This window comes from Parvimonas parva, assembly GCF_016552165.1.
In the GTDB taxonomy this organism is placed as follows: domain Bacteria; phylum Bacillota; class Clostridia; order Tissierellales; family Peptoniphilaceae; genus Parvimonas; species Parvimonas parva.
This window is the reverse complement of the sequence record NZ_JACVDA010000001.1, coordinates 88,384-106,410: the sequence shown is the minus strand read 5'-3', so window position 1 is coordinate 106,410 and position 18,027 is coordinate 88,384. Positions and strand designations below refer to the sequence as shown.

The following is an 18,027-nucleotide window of genomic DNA, read 5'->3' as shown; positions in this document are numbered from 1 at the left end:
TTTGTGGCTAAGTTAAATATACACATAAAAAAAGCATTAAGCTCTTCGCTCAATGCTTTTTGTTTTTTAGTATTCTTTTTTCTTTAATGCATAAGCACCTAAAATAGCACTTGCAACTAATGTGCCGATACTTGCTCCGGCGATTGAAGTTTTTACCATTTTACTTGATTCAGTTTTCACTTTTCCATTATTATCTTTTTTACCATTATTATCTTTTCCGTTGTTGTTAAAATTATCATCTGGCTTAGTTGTGTCATCAGGTTTTATAGAATCATTTGGTTTATTATTATCTTCCGGTTTTGTTGTATCGTTCGGTTTATTACCAGGCTTATTTGTATTATCCGGCTTAGTTGTGTCATCAGGTTTATTTGGTTCATTAGGCTTTTGTTCGTCTGCATAAACTATTGCATATTTTGAAAAATGTGTAGTTTCAAATGTTACAGACTTTTCATCTTGAGTAAATGCAATTTCTTCAAGTTTATTTTCTTTTTCGTTTATATAATAAACTTTTTGTGCAGTCTTTCCTTTTTCTTTCTCGATAGTTACTTTGAAACTTCCATTTAAGTCAACTTTTTCTCCCTTAGCATTTACTAAAGAAATATCGAATATTTCTGAATTGCCTTTAATAAGTTCGTTTTCAGTAATTTTTTCAACTTTCAAGCTAATACCGTCTGTAATGTTTGGAGATTCAACAGTTACTTTTTCAGATTTTAAAGTTTTTAGTTCTCCAATTTGAATTCTAAGTTGACGTTTCAAACCTAATTCAGAAATTTCATTTAAGAATTTTCCATTTATTTTGGCTAATTTTGTTCCAAATCCACTATAAACTATATTCTTAGAAATTCCATATCCGTCTTTATGAATTGTAAAAGTATTTTCTCCGTCTTTTACATCAACTTCGATATATCCATCTTTAGATAAGTATGATTTGTTTTTGTCGCTAAATCCGATTGGTTCTTTTACAAGTTTAAAATCTTTATCGATTATTGCAATCTTCAATATATCTTTTTTAGATTTCTTTAATTCTCCAAAAACTTCCTCATCTTCTTTTGGTTTTTCAGCCTTTTCTCTTAAAACAACAACTACTTTAGCTCTTAATTTCTTAGGATTTCTAACGCCGTTTGGTAAAACTAAATCTCCATAAACAGTGTATGTTCCTGCTGTTGTTCCAAGTGTTGAGAAGTCCCATTTAACTGGAACAAAAGTTTCAACTATATCAGTATTTTCTTTAGCATCTACTTTTTCAACTAAGTCAGTATTTAACATTGCATTAAATGGAATATCCTCAAAACCGTAGCCCATAACAGATGTAGGTAAAAGAGAATTTATACTTCTAGGAGTTGTACTTGTTTTAGCTTTTAATTTTATAACCAGACATTCATTGATTGCATCTTTAAATTTAGTCTTATATCCCTCTGTAAATGGATACCAAGCAGAATTTCCGTTTTCAGTTAAATATAATGAATGTAATTTTTTATCTAACGGCGCAGATTTAAACTTAAATTCTTCTTTTAAATCATAATCATTACTTTCTATTGTAGCTCTATATTCTTTATTTTTAGCGTCTATATCAAATGAAATAAAACCGTCTTTTGATTGTAAAGTCTTTTCTCCAAATTTAATTGTTACAGGAGTTTTTAAAAGATTTCCCTCTTCATCTGAAATGGCGATTTTTAAAGTTTCATAATCCCTTTTATTAATCAATTCACCCTTAGCTTTAACTTTTGGTTCAGCAGGTTGTGATGGTTCTGGCTCTACTGGAGTGGTATTACCTTTAGCTTTTACAACTAAAACTAAACATTTATCCAATAAGTCTTTTTGTGATGATTTTACTTCATTAGTTGTATATATAGTTTGATATTCTTTAGTAGCATCGTTATATGAATATATACTTCCTAACATTTTATCATGATAATTAGATTTGAATTTAAAATCATATTTCAATTCGTATTTATCGCTATTTAAACCTACAACATATTCTTTATTTTTCGCATCTATTGTAAATTCAACATATCCATTAGTTGCTTTTCCAGTTAAGTTTCCAGCTGTAAAATCTAATGCGTCTGTTACCAATTTACCTTCTTCATTCACAACAGCAAATTTTAAAATTTCATAGAATCTCTTGTCTTTAAGTTCTCCTTTAATTTCACTTGGTTGTGATGGATCTGGTTTTGGTGGTTTTGGAGTATCAGGTGTTTCTTCTCCACCAGGTTTGTTATTTTTAACTTTTATTGTAAAGTATTTTTCGTCAAGATTTTTAATTTGTTCTTCTGTTAAATCTTTTAATTTTAAGCTTTCTCCATTAAAGTTAATTGAATCAAGTTTTCCTTTACGAGTGCTAGTATCATATTCAGTAGAAAATTCATAATTTCCAACTAAAGTATAATCTCCATTTTTAAAGTTAATTCTGTATGAATATTGCTCTCCATTAAAGTTAATAACATATAGTCCATCTTCTAATTTTGGCTCTAAACTTGTTCCGTAATCTGAATCAAATTTAAATAATCCATCTTTTTTAACAACTTTATTGCTGTTGTCAACAACTTTGATATATAATTTATCCCCAACAACTCCCGCTTTCTTTCCTGTTGGTTTTGGTGGTTCTGGTTTTGGTGGTTGTGGTGGTTGTGGTACATCAGGGTCTGGTTCTGGTTTTGGCGGTTGTGGAGGAACAATAGGGCCTGAACCTTTTGCTCTAACCACTATCACAAGCTTTTTACCAAGCTCTGTTTCAGAAAGACCTGACAAATCTTCATTATTTATATATCTGATAGTTGTAGTAGTACGTTTTTCAACAGTTAAATCTCTTTCAGTTTCAAACTTTTCGCTGTCAATTTTAATAGTTGTACTGATAAAAGTAACAGGATTAATCTTTGTACCATCAACAGTTAAATATCCATTTTCAGAAATTATAGTCTTTCCAGTTGAAGTTTTAAAGTTAATAGCCTCTGTTACTAAATCTCCCTTTTCATCAATTATTGCAAAGTTTAAAACATCATATCCCTTTGCGTCTTTTGTTACTTTACCTGTAACTTTTTCTTTATCCCTTTGGATTTGAACTTTTAACATATTAGGTAATTTTTTTGTAACGTCGGCTCCAACAGTTGTTGTAAGCTTTTTATTGAAAATTTTAATCAAATCTCCGTTGATTTCTTCAGACTTAATATCTTTAAATAAATCATTTTTAACTGAATCAGCTGTTGCTAATTTATTTTTATATTCTTCGAATTTTTTCAAAGTATCTTTTGAGAAATAATTTTTAACATTATTTTCTTCTTTTAAAAGCTCTTCAATAACCTTAGCATCTTCTTTTTTAAGTTCATCTTTAGATAATTTTTCAAAATAAGACTTAGCTTTTCTAAAATTTTCTATATTATTATCCAATTCAACGTCATTTCCTGTAACAAAAATTTCGTTTAAACTTGGAAGAGTTAAAAGCACTTCAAAATTATCAATCTTATTACGAGTTAACTCAATTCTTGTAAGATTTTTTAAATTTTTCAACGCTTTAATATCTTTGATATTATTATTTCCTAAAGCAAGTTCTCTCAACTCAATAAGACCTGAAAGGGAAGAAATATCTTCAATTCTTTCAAAATTTCCTTGAGCATTATCTTTTTTATTTGTTTCAAGTTTTAAAGTTTCAAGTTTTTTACAATTTTCAAGAGCAGAAATATCTTTAAGTCTTGAATAACTCAAATCTGCATATTTTAAATTTGGCATATTCTTTACAAAGTCGATTGTAGTAATCTTTGTACCAAATAAAGATAAATGTTCCAAATTTACAAGTTTTTCTAGAGGTTTAGTATTTGTAATTCTGGATTGGTTTAAGTTTAAAGTCTTTAAACTTGTCAATTTTTCCAAAGGAGTAATATCTTCAATAACTTTATTTCCTTCAGCATTATTTCTAAGGTCTAAATATTCCAACTTAACTAAATCTGTTAATGGAGAAATATTTATAATTCTTTGATTAACAAGGCTTAGTTTTTCAATATCCTTGCAATACTCAATTCCCTTTAAATTTGCAATCTTAACAGTTCCCTCTTGTGGATTATGTGGAGCACAAATCTCAGGACTAAGTGCCTTGATTCCTGCAAGTTCCGATTTTTTAAAAGTATGTACTTGAGCATCTGATTTTTCAACAGGTGTGTGATTTCCCTTTGATGCTCTTATAACAGATAACAATCCTCTTTTTAGATTAATATCCGGTACATCTACAATTTCATCAACTTCTTGTGCATTTACATATCTGTAACTTGAAATGCCTTGAGAAATTGGAGAAACAAAACAAAGGCTTAATAAAAGCGCAATTGCTCTTTTTGAATTTTTCATAATTACCTCCTAAATTAAATATGTCAATATTTTATATATACAATAAGAATTATATCATTAAAACAAACTTTAGTAAAATAGAAAATGTTAATAGAAGGAGTGTTATTAATAAGATTTTATTATGGTAATACTGGGGCTAAAATGCCCTTGTACGTCATTTCGACCAAACGCAGTGCTTGGAGGAATCTCACACTTAAAGGTGTGGCTCTTACTCTTTTTCAACCAAAGTTAAATGATATAAAGATTTTAACACTCAATTTTTTTTTAAAATTTTTGTGCTTTATAGTTTTTTAATCGAAATGTCGCAATATATAATTAAAAGTAAATTTCAACAAAAAATTTTTTCGTTGTGTTTTTAGTTTTTTTATGTTAAAATAAATATGAATTTACGATTCTTGTGTAAAAGAATATTTATTTTATCATATTTACCTTTTTAAATTTATTAAAATGGAAATATGATAAAATAATTTCAGTAATTATTTGTTGGAGGTATTTATATTGGAAGAAAAAAATTTCGGAAAATTTAAAAAGGACATTGGTTTGGAAAACTTCCTTTGTCTCGGTTTATTTCTAACATTTTTCATTTTGATTGGTAGAAAAATGGGTGGAATAAATATGGTTAAAACTATGATGAATACAGGTTTTGACCTACTTATTAATGTATGTCTTTATTTAATGGCGATTGCCGTATTGGCTGGAGCAATTTCAGGACTGTTCTCTGAATTTGGAGTTATAGCACTTGTAAATAAATTTCTGTCAAAAGTTATGAAACCTATTTATGATTTACCAGGTGCATCATCTCTTGGTATGTTAAATTGCTACCTTTCAGATAATCCGGCTATCTTAACATTAGCTCATGATGATAACTTTAGACGTTATTTCAAAAAATACCAAATGCCTGCTCTTACAAATCTTGGAACTGCTTTTGGTATGGGACTTATCACTACAACTACAATGATGGGAATGAATGTTAAAGGTGCTGTTACAAGTGCATTAATCGGAAATTTAGGAGCCATTGTTGGCAGTATCGTTTCTGTTAGACTTATGATTCATTCTTGTAAAAAAATGTATGGAACAACTGAGTTTGTAGAAGTAAATAGCAAAGTTGAAATTCCTGAAAATTCAAGAATCGTAAGAGAAGGAAGTGTCGGCTCAAGGTTTATCCAATCTATCCTTGACGGAGGAAAAGTTGGTGTTGATATGGGAGTTTCAATCATTCCGGGTGTTGTAATAATCTGTACTTTAGTTATTATCCTAACAAAAGGGCCGGGGGCAAACGGTATTTATACCGGAGCAGCTAATGAAGGTGTCGAAGTTCTTCCTTGGATAGGAAAAAAATTGTCCTTCATTTTAACTCCATTATTCGGTTTCAGTTCACCGGAGGCCATTGCCGTTCCTATAACTGCTCTTGGCTCAACAGGTGCTGCAATCGGAACCGTTACAAAAATGGCAGAAGTTGGTAGAGTTAGTGGAAACGACATCGCAGTATTCACAGCAATCTGTATGTGTTGGAGCGGATATATCTCAACACATATCGCAATGATGGACGCTCTTGGAACAAAAGAAGCAACAGGAAAAGCATTAATCAGCCATACAATCGGCGGACTTGTTGCAGGTGTTGCCGCACATATTCTATATATGTTGTTCAATTTATTCTAAATAAATAAAAAATTTTGGTAGCATTTCAAATGCTACCTTTTTTATGCCTTAATTTATATTTAATAAAATTATCCTTTATATCTATATCATCTGATGAAGACTTAAAATCAAACGAACAAGTTGAACAAATATTAAAAGAACTAGAAGTATTATTTCAAAACAATATAAAATAAAGGAGTTAAATTCACTCCTTTATCTATTTCTATATTTATTTAGTTTGTCCTATCTGTCATTTTTTCTTTTAGAAATATACATTCCCAAAAATCCAACCGCTAATAGTAATGTAGAAGACCCTGCGATTGCGGTTTTTGGTATTTTTGTTTCCTTTTCTTTATTAATTTCAGGATTTTTATTTTTATCTGCATTTTCAGAATTTTGTTTATTATCTTCTTTGTTATTGTCTTTATTGTCTTCTTTATCGTCTGGTTTGTTATTATCCGGTTTGTTGTCTTCTTTATCGTCCGGTTTGTTATTGTCCGGTTTGTTATTATCCGGTTTGTTATTGTTTTCCGGCTTAGTGTCCTCAACAGTTGATAAATCAGTTCCGCCTGGATAAGATCCTTTTGTTCCGTTTGCTGAATTTTCATCTGTATCAACTACATTCGATTCTACAACAACATCTTGAAGTTTTAACAATAATTTTCCTACATCTTCAGTTTTTTGCCTATTGTTATTTATTTTATATTTCGCAGTAGATTCCGCTAATGTGATGTCGGCTGTTCCGTTATCTTTTGTAGCTTTTAACTTATAAACCAATTTTAAAGTTTTATTTTGTTCAAATGCATTTTTTATATCTTCTTCACTTAAATTCCAATTAACTTTAGGAGAACCTGATATAAGCCAACCTCCTCCTTTTTTAAATTCAGCTTTGCCATCATTTTCAAGAATTTGTGCTTCGAAATTTTTATGAAGTTTATCTTCTATGCTTATTTCTTTTATTATATCTTTAAATTTTTCAGCTAGTTTGTTGTCATCAGTATTTAAAAATTTGCCATTTTCAGACATTTCTTTTAAGTATTTTTCTAATTTGTCTTTTTCCTTATGGCTTCTATCTATAACATCAACAGAATAAAAATTTATATTTTTATTTTTAGCAATTTTTGCTTCTCCTTGGGCTGATAAATTGTGATTGTAGAAGATATATTCTCTTGGATAAAAAATAGTGTCCATTGCAGTTTCAATCACTTTAACAGTTGCTTTATTAAGCAATTTATCTACACCTTTTGCATCTTCTTTTTCTATTTTGTTCCTCAAAGCATCCATAATAGTCTTTTTAAATGGAAATTCCTTACTTACAACTTTTATTCTTTGATAACTGTGATTATGATATCCCTCTCCAACAGTTTTTGAATAATCAAACTTTGAAGAATCTAATTTGTTACTTTCAAATTCTTTTAGTTTTATATAGTCAAAAGCAGAATCTAACCCAAAAAATTTAAAATAATCAGCTAATCCAAGTTTATCTTTTATATTGTCAAAATTATGAATTCCAAGTCTATTCAACATAGTTATAAAAGCATTAAAATCTTTAATCATATTAGCTTTTTTAAATGTTTTTTCAACATAAAAAGGCCATGGAAAAAATGGACTTTCACCCACAACATCTCCTTTGATTGTTGTAGTTTTAGCATTTTCCTTATCTTTTATATCATAACTGAAAGTTGCTTCTCCTTGAGATAAAAGTACAATATGTTGACGCTTCCCTGATTTTTGCTCATTGTCAAAAATCTTTTCAGCTTTATAAATAGCCTCTTGCATACGAACGCCATAATTGTAATTATTTTGGGCTTCATTAAAAGCATTCTCAATTTTTTCATCTACATTTGAAGGTTTTAATTCAACTGAATCTTTAACTTGACGATAAAAACTGATTAAACGTACTGAATTAAGATTGCTGTATTTGTCATCTTTCAAAAGAGTTTTAACTATTTTTTTAATTTTCTCTTTTGCACCTCTCTTTGTTTCTTCAGTCATCTTTTTAGAAACATCTAAAAGGATAATGACATCTGAACCGTTATGAATTTGTTTCGGCGTAATTGTTGTTGTAACTGTTACAGACTTATCTTTTTCAACAACTGCAGATTTTTCGATATCGAACAGTTTTGTATGTTCAACATCTCTTCTCTTTACATCTTTGTCCTTATCAGATATTTCTTTATCAGTTCCCTCTTTCTTTACCACAAGTTCCTTTTTTTCTTCTACAACTTTATTTTTTGACAAATTACCCTCATCTGCCAAAAGTTGTTTTGGTAAAAAGTTAATTACAAAACTTAGCAACAAAATAAGTACTAATAATTTTGATTTTTTCATATTGTAAATCTACTCCTTAAAAAATTTTTATATAAAAAATTAGCTTAAAACCATTAAAAGTTTATTTATCAATAAATAAATAATTAATTAATTATAAATAAAATCTCAAACCTTATATACTCTCCGTAATATAATAATATATTTTCACATTAATTTCAAGGGATGACGGTCTTGTAATATCTGTGAGTCGTTTTAAAGTGATTGTTATACTAAAAAACTCATCTTTCGATGAGTCTTTTAAATCAATTTATTTTGTTTTGCAATTTTTTTAATTTTTTCCAAATCGCTTTTGTCGTATTCTTGGCGTAAATCTCTTATCGCTTTGAAATTTACCATTACTGTATTTTCCCTTTTTTCAATCGAAAAAGTTCTAATCTTTTCCCATTTATATAGCTTTGCGATTAATTGCCATGGGTGAACAAGTCCTTTTTCAGTTATTCCTGCACTCATTATGCTTGTGAAGAACGCAAGCCACCAAGACATTATAACGACATAGCCACTCAAGTCGTTTCTAAATTTGTAACCTAAAGAGAGCATTACAACCAAAACGATTAAAAGGGTAAAGAATGTAAATTTTGTAAATTTCGCCTTTACTACACAAGTTAGTCTTCTATACATATTGAAAACACACAAAAGCAAAGGTAATAAAATTATCGGTAACATACTAAAACTCCATTTTTATACTTCTTTTAAAAAGATTTTCCAAAACTTCCTTTGGATTCTTTTCATTATATATTATTTCGTAAACTGCATTTGTTATCGGCAATTCAACATCGTACTTTTTAGACAAATCCATTAAAGCCTTCGTTGTGAAATATCCCTCTGCAAGTTTTTCAAACTTTTCACCCTTTACAAACTTTTCTCCAAATTTTCTATTATTGCTAAATTCAGAAAAAACAGTCGCCTCATAATCACCAAGATGACAAAGTCCATAAGCACAAGTTTCATCGCCACCCATTTTGCCGATAAGCCTTGCAATCTCTCTCGTTCCTCTTGACATAAGCGCACCTTTTAAAGAGCTTAAATTCATTCCGTCAAGCATTCCGGCAGCAATACCTATAACATTTTTAGCACCTGCGCCAATCTCATTTCCCAAAAGATCAGTTCCGTAGTAAAATCTGATTAAATCACTTGAAAAACTGTCAACTAAATTTTTAACCAATTCCCTATCATCAGAATCTATTACCATACAATTTGGAATTCCATTTGTAAAGTCTTGAACATGTCCCGGTCCAATCCAAACGCCACAAGAGTAATTTTCTCCCAAAATGTCCCTTACAACGGCAGTTGGAGTAAAGCCCGTCTTTATTTCAATTCCTTTCATACAAAGAATGATTGGAATATTTTTTTCTTTAAAAAGTTTTTCATTTTCGATAAGCAAATCTCTAAGGCCTTGAGTTCCAACAGAGATTATGATTAAATCTTTATCGAAAATATCTTTTATATTTGTAGTTAAAGCAATGGATTTTGGAATTTCAAGAAAATTATTTTTTCTACTTTCTAAAAAATTTTGCATATTTTTTGAATTTTCTCTACCATATAAAGTTACATCGTTGCCTATCTTATCCAAATACCAAGCGATAAAACTTCCCCATCTTCCACAGCCTATAACACCTATTCTCATAAAAACTCCTAAACTTCTTCTAACATATCAATTCTTCTTTGATGACGACCACCCTCGAAGTCCTCTTCAATGAAAGTCTTGACAATATCCTTTGCAAGTTCAATCCCCGTAACTCTTGCACCCAAGCAAAGAACATTTGCGTTGTTGTGCTTTCTAGTCATTTTCGCAGAAAAACTTTCGCTACAAAGCCCTGCTCGAATACCTTTAACCTTGTTACAAGCAATAGAAATCCCGATTCCCGTTCCACAGATTGCAATACCCAAAGAATTTTCGTTTTCTAAAACTTTTTTACAAACAGCTTGTCCAAAAAGTGGATAGTCCACGCTTTTAGTTTCATCTGTTCCTACATTTATCACATCATGGCCCATTTCTTCCAAAAATTTTACAAGCTCATTTTTCATTTCAACCGCTGAATGGTCATTACCTATTATTATCTTCATAAAACTCTCCTTAAATATGTTATTTACTCACCTTATAATAATATATTTCCAAGTTATAGTCAAGTAGTAACTTATAAAGATACTAAAATATAAAAATATAAATTTAAGTAACTTTATAATTGACTTAATATAAAAAAAGGAGTATAATTATGTCATAGAATTAGCAAAACTTAACCCAACTACTGTATGCCGTCATATCTAGGAGGAAAAATGTACGATAAAGAACAAATTGTAAAAGACTTTAGCCCTTTGATAAAAGCGAGTATAAAAAAATATTTCAAAAATCACACAAGCTATGAAGATGCGTATCAGGACGGAGTTGTAAAAATTTTAGAGCTTTTAGAAAGCTATGTTGGTGGTGGAAAAGTTTCACTTGAATGTTATTTAAAATATCAATTAAAATTTTTTTATATGCAAAAATTTGCCAAAAGAAAAAGAGAAACAGAAAAAACAATCACAAAAATCTATCAAACAAAAGACGATGAAACAATCGAAGTCTTAGACCTAATTGTAGATGAAAGTGCCAACACCGAAAATGAAATAACAGAAAATGAAATGAGCGAAAAAGTAAAAGAAATTGTAAATACCCTACCCAAAAAACAAAAACAGGTGATAGAATATAAATTTTATGAAAACTTAAAAAACAAAGAAATCGCAGAAAAAATGAAAATAAAAGAAGACACAGTCAAAGAATATTACAAAATCGCAAAGAAAAAACTAAAAACAAAGTTTTTAGAAAATGACGTCGATGTTTTGTGAATTTTAAAGAACTCTACGGAGTGCTTTCGGACTGTAAACAAAAAAAGTGTTAGAACAATTCTAACACTTTTTTATTTTTTTATTTTCTTTTTCTCTTAACTACTACTAAAGCCATAGTAGATAGAATTAAAGGCATAAAAGATGCACTTTGTATTGAAGTCTTTACAAGAGAAGGATTATTTCTTCTATCTTTATCTTGTTCTTCTTTAGAGTCTTTAACTAAAATATAAGTTTCAATACTTCCTTCTTTAAAGTTAAATTTAAATTTATGTTTTTCACAAGAAAGTTGTTTTATAAATTCATCTTTAAACTCAATTATAGTACTTCCACTTTTTACATCATACATAGATTTATCAACAAGTTTATCATCTACATAAACATCTTTAAAATCTTCTACTTTTGGAGATAATTTAAATATTAATGTTTTGTTTTTATTTTTATCAAGCCCTTGATTTTCTCCAAATAAAAATTTTATTTGTGTTTTTTCATTTGGTGTTTTAGGGTCTTCATGACCTGGATTTGTAGGATTTGTAGGATTTGTAGGATTTGTAGGATTTTCAGGATTTACAGTAGAGTTTTCTTTTTCTACAACTGTAACTGTAGCTTTTTTTGTTACACTTACATTTTTATTTGTTAATTTAAATGTTATTGTATATGTTCCTACTTTGTCTTTGTTAAATCCACCTTCATCTATAATTTCAACTTGTTCTTTTAAATCGTTGTTTTTATTATCTTTTGCTTTAACGATTAATGATTTAAGATCTAATGTATCGTGTTGATGTATTGTAACATTTTTAACTTCAAGTTCTATATTTTTTTCTTCAGATGGTGTATTTGGTGTATTTTTAACCCATTTTGCAAAAATTGTAGTATCTGTTATTATTTTTTTATTAAAATCAAACTCTTTTGTTAATTCTCTATCTTCATACCAACCTTTAAAAGTATAACCATCTTTAGTAGGATCTTCTACTTTAGCTAATTTATTTGCACTTAATAGATTAACTTTTATAATTTGATCATCAATTTTACTTCCATCAAAAGTTTCAAACTTAACAGTTGATACAATTTCTGTAGTATATAAAGCACTCATTACCATATCATCAGCTGATATAATATGAAGTTTTAAATCTTTATATCCTCTTGCAGAAATTATAATTTCATCATCTCTATTAAAGAAAGTTTTATCCTTAAATGCAATACTTACCTTATCTAAAGTTTTATCAAGATTTTTATATTTTCCATCTTCTTTTGTAAATAGATAATGTTTTATTTCTTTTCCATTTCTTCTTATAGTTATAAGATTTATTTTATTTACATATTCACTATCTTCTTTTTTATAGCCGATTGAATTAATACAATTAACTTTCATAGCTGATGAATCTTCAGATGAAATTTCTCCAAGTAGTGGTTCTTTAGGCTCTTTTGATTTATCTTCTTTTATCCATAAAGCTTTTAGAGTTATATCTTCATTTATGGTAATTTTTTCTCCTGGAAGATGTCTTTTTCCGTTAATTTCCCAAGCGTCAAATTCCATATCTCTTGGAGCTAAAAATTCACAAACAGGAAGTTCATATTCTTCTTTTACTAATTTTTTAACCTCTTGCATTTCTCCACTACCACCATTTTTATCAAATGTAATTGTAGCTTTTTTAGTTAATTTTTCTTTCCAAAGAGCTTTTATTGTTATATTTTTAGTAATTTGATATTGATGTCCTACCTCTGTTTTTTCATTCATATATTCCCAACTATCAAACTCCATACCTGAAGGTGCTGTAAAAGTACATTGTGGAACTGTAAAAATTCCTCCATTTTCAACTTCTACATCTTTCATTTCTCCACTACCACCATTTTTATCAAAAGTAACTTTATAAACTACCTTTTTACCTTCAATATTTGCACTTATTGAGTAATAGATGTCATTTCCGACAAGGGTATCCATTGTTATTTTTACAACAACATTTTTATATTTACTTGAAACAATAGTTATAGTATCATCTTTATCTAATTTTCCAGTAAATGAAAATTGTAGTTTTTTATTTGGATTAGATGCGAAATCTGTAGAGTCAAAGCCTTTAACATCAGTTATTTCACTTATCTTTCCTTTGTGATTTACAATAACTTTTTGGACTGATTTTAAATACTCATCTGTTTTATTATCATTAGAATAAGTTATAAAATGAGTAAAATCATTTACATTTGTAGTCATTAAAAGTGGATTTGGCATTATAGGGTCAAGTTTTTCTTCTTGTGGATTTTCATTTTTCTTATCTTTCCAAAGAGCTTTTATTGTTAAATCTTTATCTGCTTTTATTGTATCTGATACATTTTTTCTTTCATTATTTACTTGCCAAGCGTCAAACTCTTGATTGTCCGGAGCTGTAAAAGTACACTCTGGTAATTTATAATCTTCATTAGCTTTTACTTTTACAGCTTGCATTTCTCCACTACCACCGTTTTTATCAAAACTAATTGTAACTTGTTTCACTTCTTTATCAGATAGTGTATTAACCTTGGCTCCTATCATATATGTTCCTTTAGTTTCAGGTTCATCCCAAGCACTGTTAAACATTTGGAAAGAATTAATTCCATCTTTACCATCATCCATTCCAAGTGCAATTTCTCCATCTAGTTTTGTAAATGCAATGTAATAATCACCATTTACTTGAACATTTGAAATAGAAAGTTTGTTCCAGCCTTCTTTTTCAAATGTTAAATCTTTTGAAAATAAAATATTACCAGGAAGTTCATCTTCAGTATTTTTATCATAAATAGAAATTCTATATTTACTATTAGCTAAATCTACATCTTTAGTTTTTGTAATAAAATATGAAATTTCTTTTATATCTACAAGTTTATCATTTGAAATTTTATTTGCAAATGCTCTATCCTTTAGGTCCATTCCTGAAAGCGTAGTTGCGTTTTCATCTGTATAACCTACATTTAACTGACCTTCTGAATAAACTTTTTCTAAAGACATAGTTACAGTTCCATTTCCAGGAATTTTAATATTTTTTTCTAATCTTTTATAACCATCGCTTGTTGCAACTAAAGTGTAATTTCCAGATGTTAAGTCTGTAAATCTAACAGTTTCTCCGTTTTTTTCTGCTATAGGTTCTAATTTTCCCTCTTTATAAAGTTTTACATTTCCTTTTATTGACTCATAATTAGAATCTTTTACATTAACTGATATAGAAACTTTTTTAAAATTATCTAAATAAAAATCTTTATTTACATCATTTGTAAGGTCTATAACTTCTTCTTTGTCCTTATAGCCATCTGCACTAGCTACTACAGTATATTTACCGGCCGGAAGCTTTATACTAAATTTACCTGTTCCGGCTTCTGTATTAACAGTTTTTCCTGTTTCTTTAATTGTAATTTTTCCAACTAATGAAAGTATATCTTTTTTGTTGTTTTCTTCACTTAAATTTTCCATATTTAAAAGCTTAAATGGAGATATATTGTCATTTTTTACATCTTTAGTATTTATAGTAACATCGTCAATATACCAACCTCCGCATTGCTCAGGATCTGCATTTCCTTTATCACTTCCTGCATCAAGAACAAATTTAACTTTAAATTTATCTGTTAAATATTCTTTTTTAATTTCAACACCATTTGTAAACCAAGCATGTTTTATATGCTTATCTACTTCATTTTCATCTAAAGTATAAACTTTATCCCAAGTTTGTCCATCATCTTTTGAAAAATAAATTTCTCCTATATCTTGATTATATGAACCATAATCATCAATTTTTCTTTTTCCACTTGAACCAAACCAGTTTTGGTAATAAAGCGTAGCATCTTTTAAAGTTGACAAGTCCATAGTTGGAGAGATAAGTGAATATTTTGTGTTAGGCTTTCTATGATCATTTAAATTTGTCGCCCAAACATTCATACCGTCATTTTTACCTAAGGATTGATTAATAGTAGGTTTTTTATATTCTGTACTATATTGATCTCCATATTCTAATTTACCAAAATCCCATTTCGTTTCTTTATCACTTTCTACACTAGTCCATCCATCTTGTTCTTTTTCAAAATCAAAACTTTTGAATTCTTTCCCTTCTGTAAAAGTATGAGATAAAATTTTAGAAGGTTCACTTTTATTTTCACCAATCTTTGCAACAGCATAGTAATAATAAGTTCCTTTTTGTGGCTTTGGAGTATCAACTAAATCAATAGAATATTTTCCAAATCCATTTTTAGAATCTCCTTTTTCAACTTTTTTTATAAGTTCAAAAGGTCCATTTTCATTTGTTGCTCTATATAATTCATAAGATGTAATCTTTTCATTTTTTATAGGAGAAAATGTGTAAGTTAATTTACCATCTTTTTTATTATTTAAATTTAAATCTTTACTTGGAGTTTGTGGTATTTCTTTTGATGCTTCTTCTATTTTTATATCATCAATATACCAACCATTACCACTACTTTTATATTCTCCATTAGGTCTAAATCCAAACATTACACAAATTTTCTTACCCTTGTAAGCTGAAAGGTCAATGTATTCATAGGCCCACTTTTCTTTTGAAGAATTTTTATAAATTCTTTTTAATTCCCATTTTAAATTATCCGGATCACTATCTTCTTTAGCTTCTGCAATCCAAACCTCAGCAGTATCAAAAAAGGCAGATTCGTAATTTCCAAGGTCATAAAAATGTTTAAAACTTAAAGCCGGATTTCTAGTTTCTTCTGTTAAATCTATTGGAGGCATAACAAAAATAGAATTTCCACGAACATTTTTATAAGGTTCTATCCCTATTAATTTTTTATTTGCTTCATCTTTTTTAATATTTCCCCATTTAAATAATTTTGATTGTCCGCCCAACTCAAAACCTGAAGTATCTTTTTCAAAATCTTGTGTATAACCAATTCCAATTCCATTTTGAACTTCAAAAGAAATTTCATCGCTCTTAGTTATTTTTTTATTAATATCTGTAGCTTCGATATAATATTTTCCATTTTTAACATTTTTAAATGTACTAACTGGAACATTTATACTATAATAACCAGAAAGTCCATTTCCATTTTTAAGTTGCATATCATAAGATTTATATTCACTACCAACATTTAAATAAAGTTTTACACTATCGACTCCAACATTATCTTTTACATTTGCATCAAAAGTTGTTTTATATGTTGTAAAAATCTTACTAATCGGAGTGTGATTTATAACTGGTTTTTCATTATCCACTCCCTTTGTAAGAATACGACCTTGTAAAAGTTTCATATTTGAAATATCTATATCTTTTCCCTTTTGTTGACCTACAGAAAGCTTAACTGCATTAAGAGCATCAACTTTTCCATGCCCATAACCATGGTTTGGAGTTGTTGTATAGTTATTGTCTTTTAAAGGTGTTGCAGTTTCATTTAAAATCTTTTCAATTTGATCAACACTTAAATTTGGATTAGCTTTAAGCATCAAACAAACAACACCTGTAACATGAGGACTTGCCATAGAAGTTCCAGTATAAATTGTATATTTTCCACCAGGAATTGAAGATAAAATATTAACTCCAGGCGCAACAATATCCGGCTTAAAATTTTCTGTATAGTTAGATTTCCCTCTTAGAGAAAATTTTGCAACTATTTCATCTTGTCTAATAGCTCCAACTGCATAAGCTTCTGGATATGAAGCAGGTGTCCCTATAGAATCCTCCCCTCCATCATTAAATTGACTTACATTCCCTGCAGAAAATACAGGAAAAATTCCTGCTTCTCTCCATTTTTTAACCATATCTTGATAAAATCCATCTGTTGAATTACCACCCCATGAGTTATTTACAACTTTTGGAGCCATTTCTGGATGAGGTGTACCATTTTCATCTTTAGGTGCCATAATCCATTCACCAGCTTTTAAAAGCTTAGCATTATCTGTTTCACCATTTGAATCAAAAACTTTTACAGCCATCCACTTAGCACTTGGACAAACACCTAAAAGAGAGTTTTCTCTTTGGCCCAAGATAGTTCCGCAAACATGAGTCCCATGTCCTCTATCATCATAAGGTTCTTCTTTATCTCCAGTCTTTTCAGTTACAACATTATACCAAGAATATTTTTTTAAATTTTGGTCATTTCCTCTATAATTATTTTTAATTGCAGGATGACTTCCATCAACACCAGAATCAATTACTGCAACAACAACATCGTTATTAGAATTTTCAACTTCTTTTTGTGCCTTATCTGCACTAATCATCTTTAAATTCCAAGGGATATGCTTTTTTTCCATACTAAAAAGAGCATTTCTATCTTCAGGAACATTATTTGGAAGCTTTGGAATCTTCACTTTTTTATTAATAGAAATCTTTTCTACATCAGACATTTTTGAAATCTTAACCAAAACTTCTTTTTTACAAACTACATTTATACAATTTATAATAAAAAATTGTTCATAATTCTTTACATTACCATCTTTTTTACCACGTTCAAGAATTTCTATAATAGACTTTTGACTATCTTCTTTTAACTTTATAGACTTATCTACCATATCCTTTCTTATCTCATTTTGAATTTCTTCCTTAGATGCATTAACATTTTCTTTTTTAACAACATCTTTAATTTTTGAAACATCAACTTGTTTTTTCAATTTGATAATTGCATCGACAAAATCGTCATCTTTGTAATCTTTTAAATCTTCTATCTTTTTTCGAAAATCTAAAGAATTACTTTCAGTAGCAAAAACACCACTAAAACTTGTAAAAATCAAAGAACAAAATACCACAAAAGATATTACCCTTTTAAAAATTTTCATATAATTCCTCCTAAAAATAAAATAAAATTAGCATAAACTAACAAAAACATTTTATACGATTTAAGAATGATTGTCAATACTAAAGAAATAACAAATGATGAAATTCCATAGAAAAAAAATAAGATTTCTATAAATATATAACGATAATT

General features: G+C 28.8%; 8 protein-coding genes. 2 read left to right on the top strand and 6 right to left on the bottom strand.

Annotation, left to right across the window (positions count from 1 at the left end; all coding sequences use genetic code 11):
- Positions 1 to 66: 66 nt before the first annotated feature.
- Positions 67 to 4,332 carry a leucine-rich repeat domain-containing protein gene (locus IBJ83_RS00410; RefSeq protein WP_201274905.1) on the bottom strand — a complete coding sequence of 1,422 codons (4,266 nt, stop codon included), beginning with the start codon at positions 4,330 to 4,332 and terminating at the stop codon, positions 67 to 69.
- A 498-nt stretch (positions 4,333 to 4,830) separates the two neighbouring features.
- On the opposite strand from IBJ83_RS00410, the gene IBJ83_RS00405 reads away from it, so the two are divergent.
- The gene (locus tag IBJ83_RS00405; protein ID WP_201274904.1) at positions 4,831 to 5,991 is read left to right on the top strand and encodes a CD0519/CD1768 family membrane protein; all 1,161 of its coding nucleotides are present in this window, start codon (positions 4,831 to 4,833) and stop codon (positions 5,989 to 5,991) included.
- Between the two features lie 222 nt (positions 5,992 to 6,213).
- Here the strand turns inward: IBJ83_RS00405 and IBJ83_RS00400 are convergent, their stop codons facing one another.
- The 4 genes from IBJ83_RS00400 to rpiB all read right to left on the bottom strand — a co-directional run bounded on the left by IBJ83_RS00400 (position 6,214) and on the right by rpiB (position 10,365).
- Positions 6,214 to 8,301, bottom strand: coding sequence for a serum opacification factor (locus tag IBJ83_RS00400; RefSeq protein ID WP_201274903.1), 2,088 nt, complete (start codon positions 8,299 to 8,301; stop codon positions 6,214 to 6,216).
- Positions 8,302 to 8,538: 237 nt separating this feature from the next.
- Positions 8,539 to 8,964 (bottom strand): hypothetical protein, encoded by a 426-nt coding sequence (locus IBJ83_RS00395; protein WP_231698815.1) that lies wholly within the window; start codon positions 8,962 to 8,964, stop codon positions 8,539 to 8,541.
- Position 8,965: 1 nt separating this feature from the next.
- Entirely contained in the window at positions 8,966 to 9,925 is a 960-nt protein-coding gene (locus IBJ83_RS00390) for an NAD(P)H-dependent glycerol-3-phosphate dehydrogenase (protein WP_201274902.1), read from the bottom strand.
- Positions 9,926 to 9,933: 8 nt separating this feature from the next.
- Complete coding sequence (gene rpiB, locus IBJ83_RS00385; protein WP_201274901.1) at positions 9,934 to 10,365, bottom strand: ribose 5-phosphate isomerase B; 432 nt, start codon at positions 10,363 to 10,365, stop codon at positions 9,934 to 9,936.
- Between the two features lie 210 nt (positions 10,366 to 10,575).
- Between rpiB and IBJ83_RS00380 the strand changes: the two genes are divergently transcribed.
- Positions 10,576 to 11,124 (top strand): RNA polymerase sigma factor, encoded by a 549-nt coding sequence (locus IBJ83_RS00380; RefSeq protein ID WP_201274900.1) that lies wholly within the window; start codon positions 10,576 to 10,578, stop codon positions 11,122 to 11,124.
- A gap of 79 nt (positions 11,125 to 11,203) precedes the next feature.
- Here the strand turns inward: IBJ83_RS00380 and IBJ83_RS00375 are convergent, their stop codons facing one another.
- A complete protein-coding gene (locus IBJ83_RS00375) occupies positions 11,204 to 17,878 on the bottom strand; it encodes a S8 family serine peptidase (RefSeq protein WP_201274899.1) in 6,675 nt (2,224 codons plus the stop codon).
- Positions 17,879 to 18,027 lie beyond the last annotated feature (149 nt).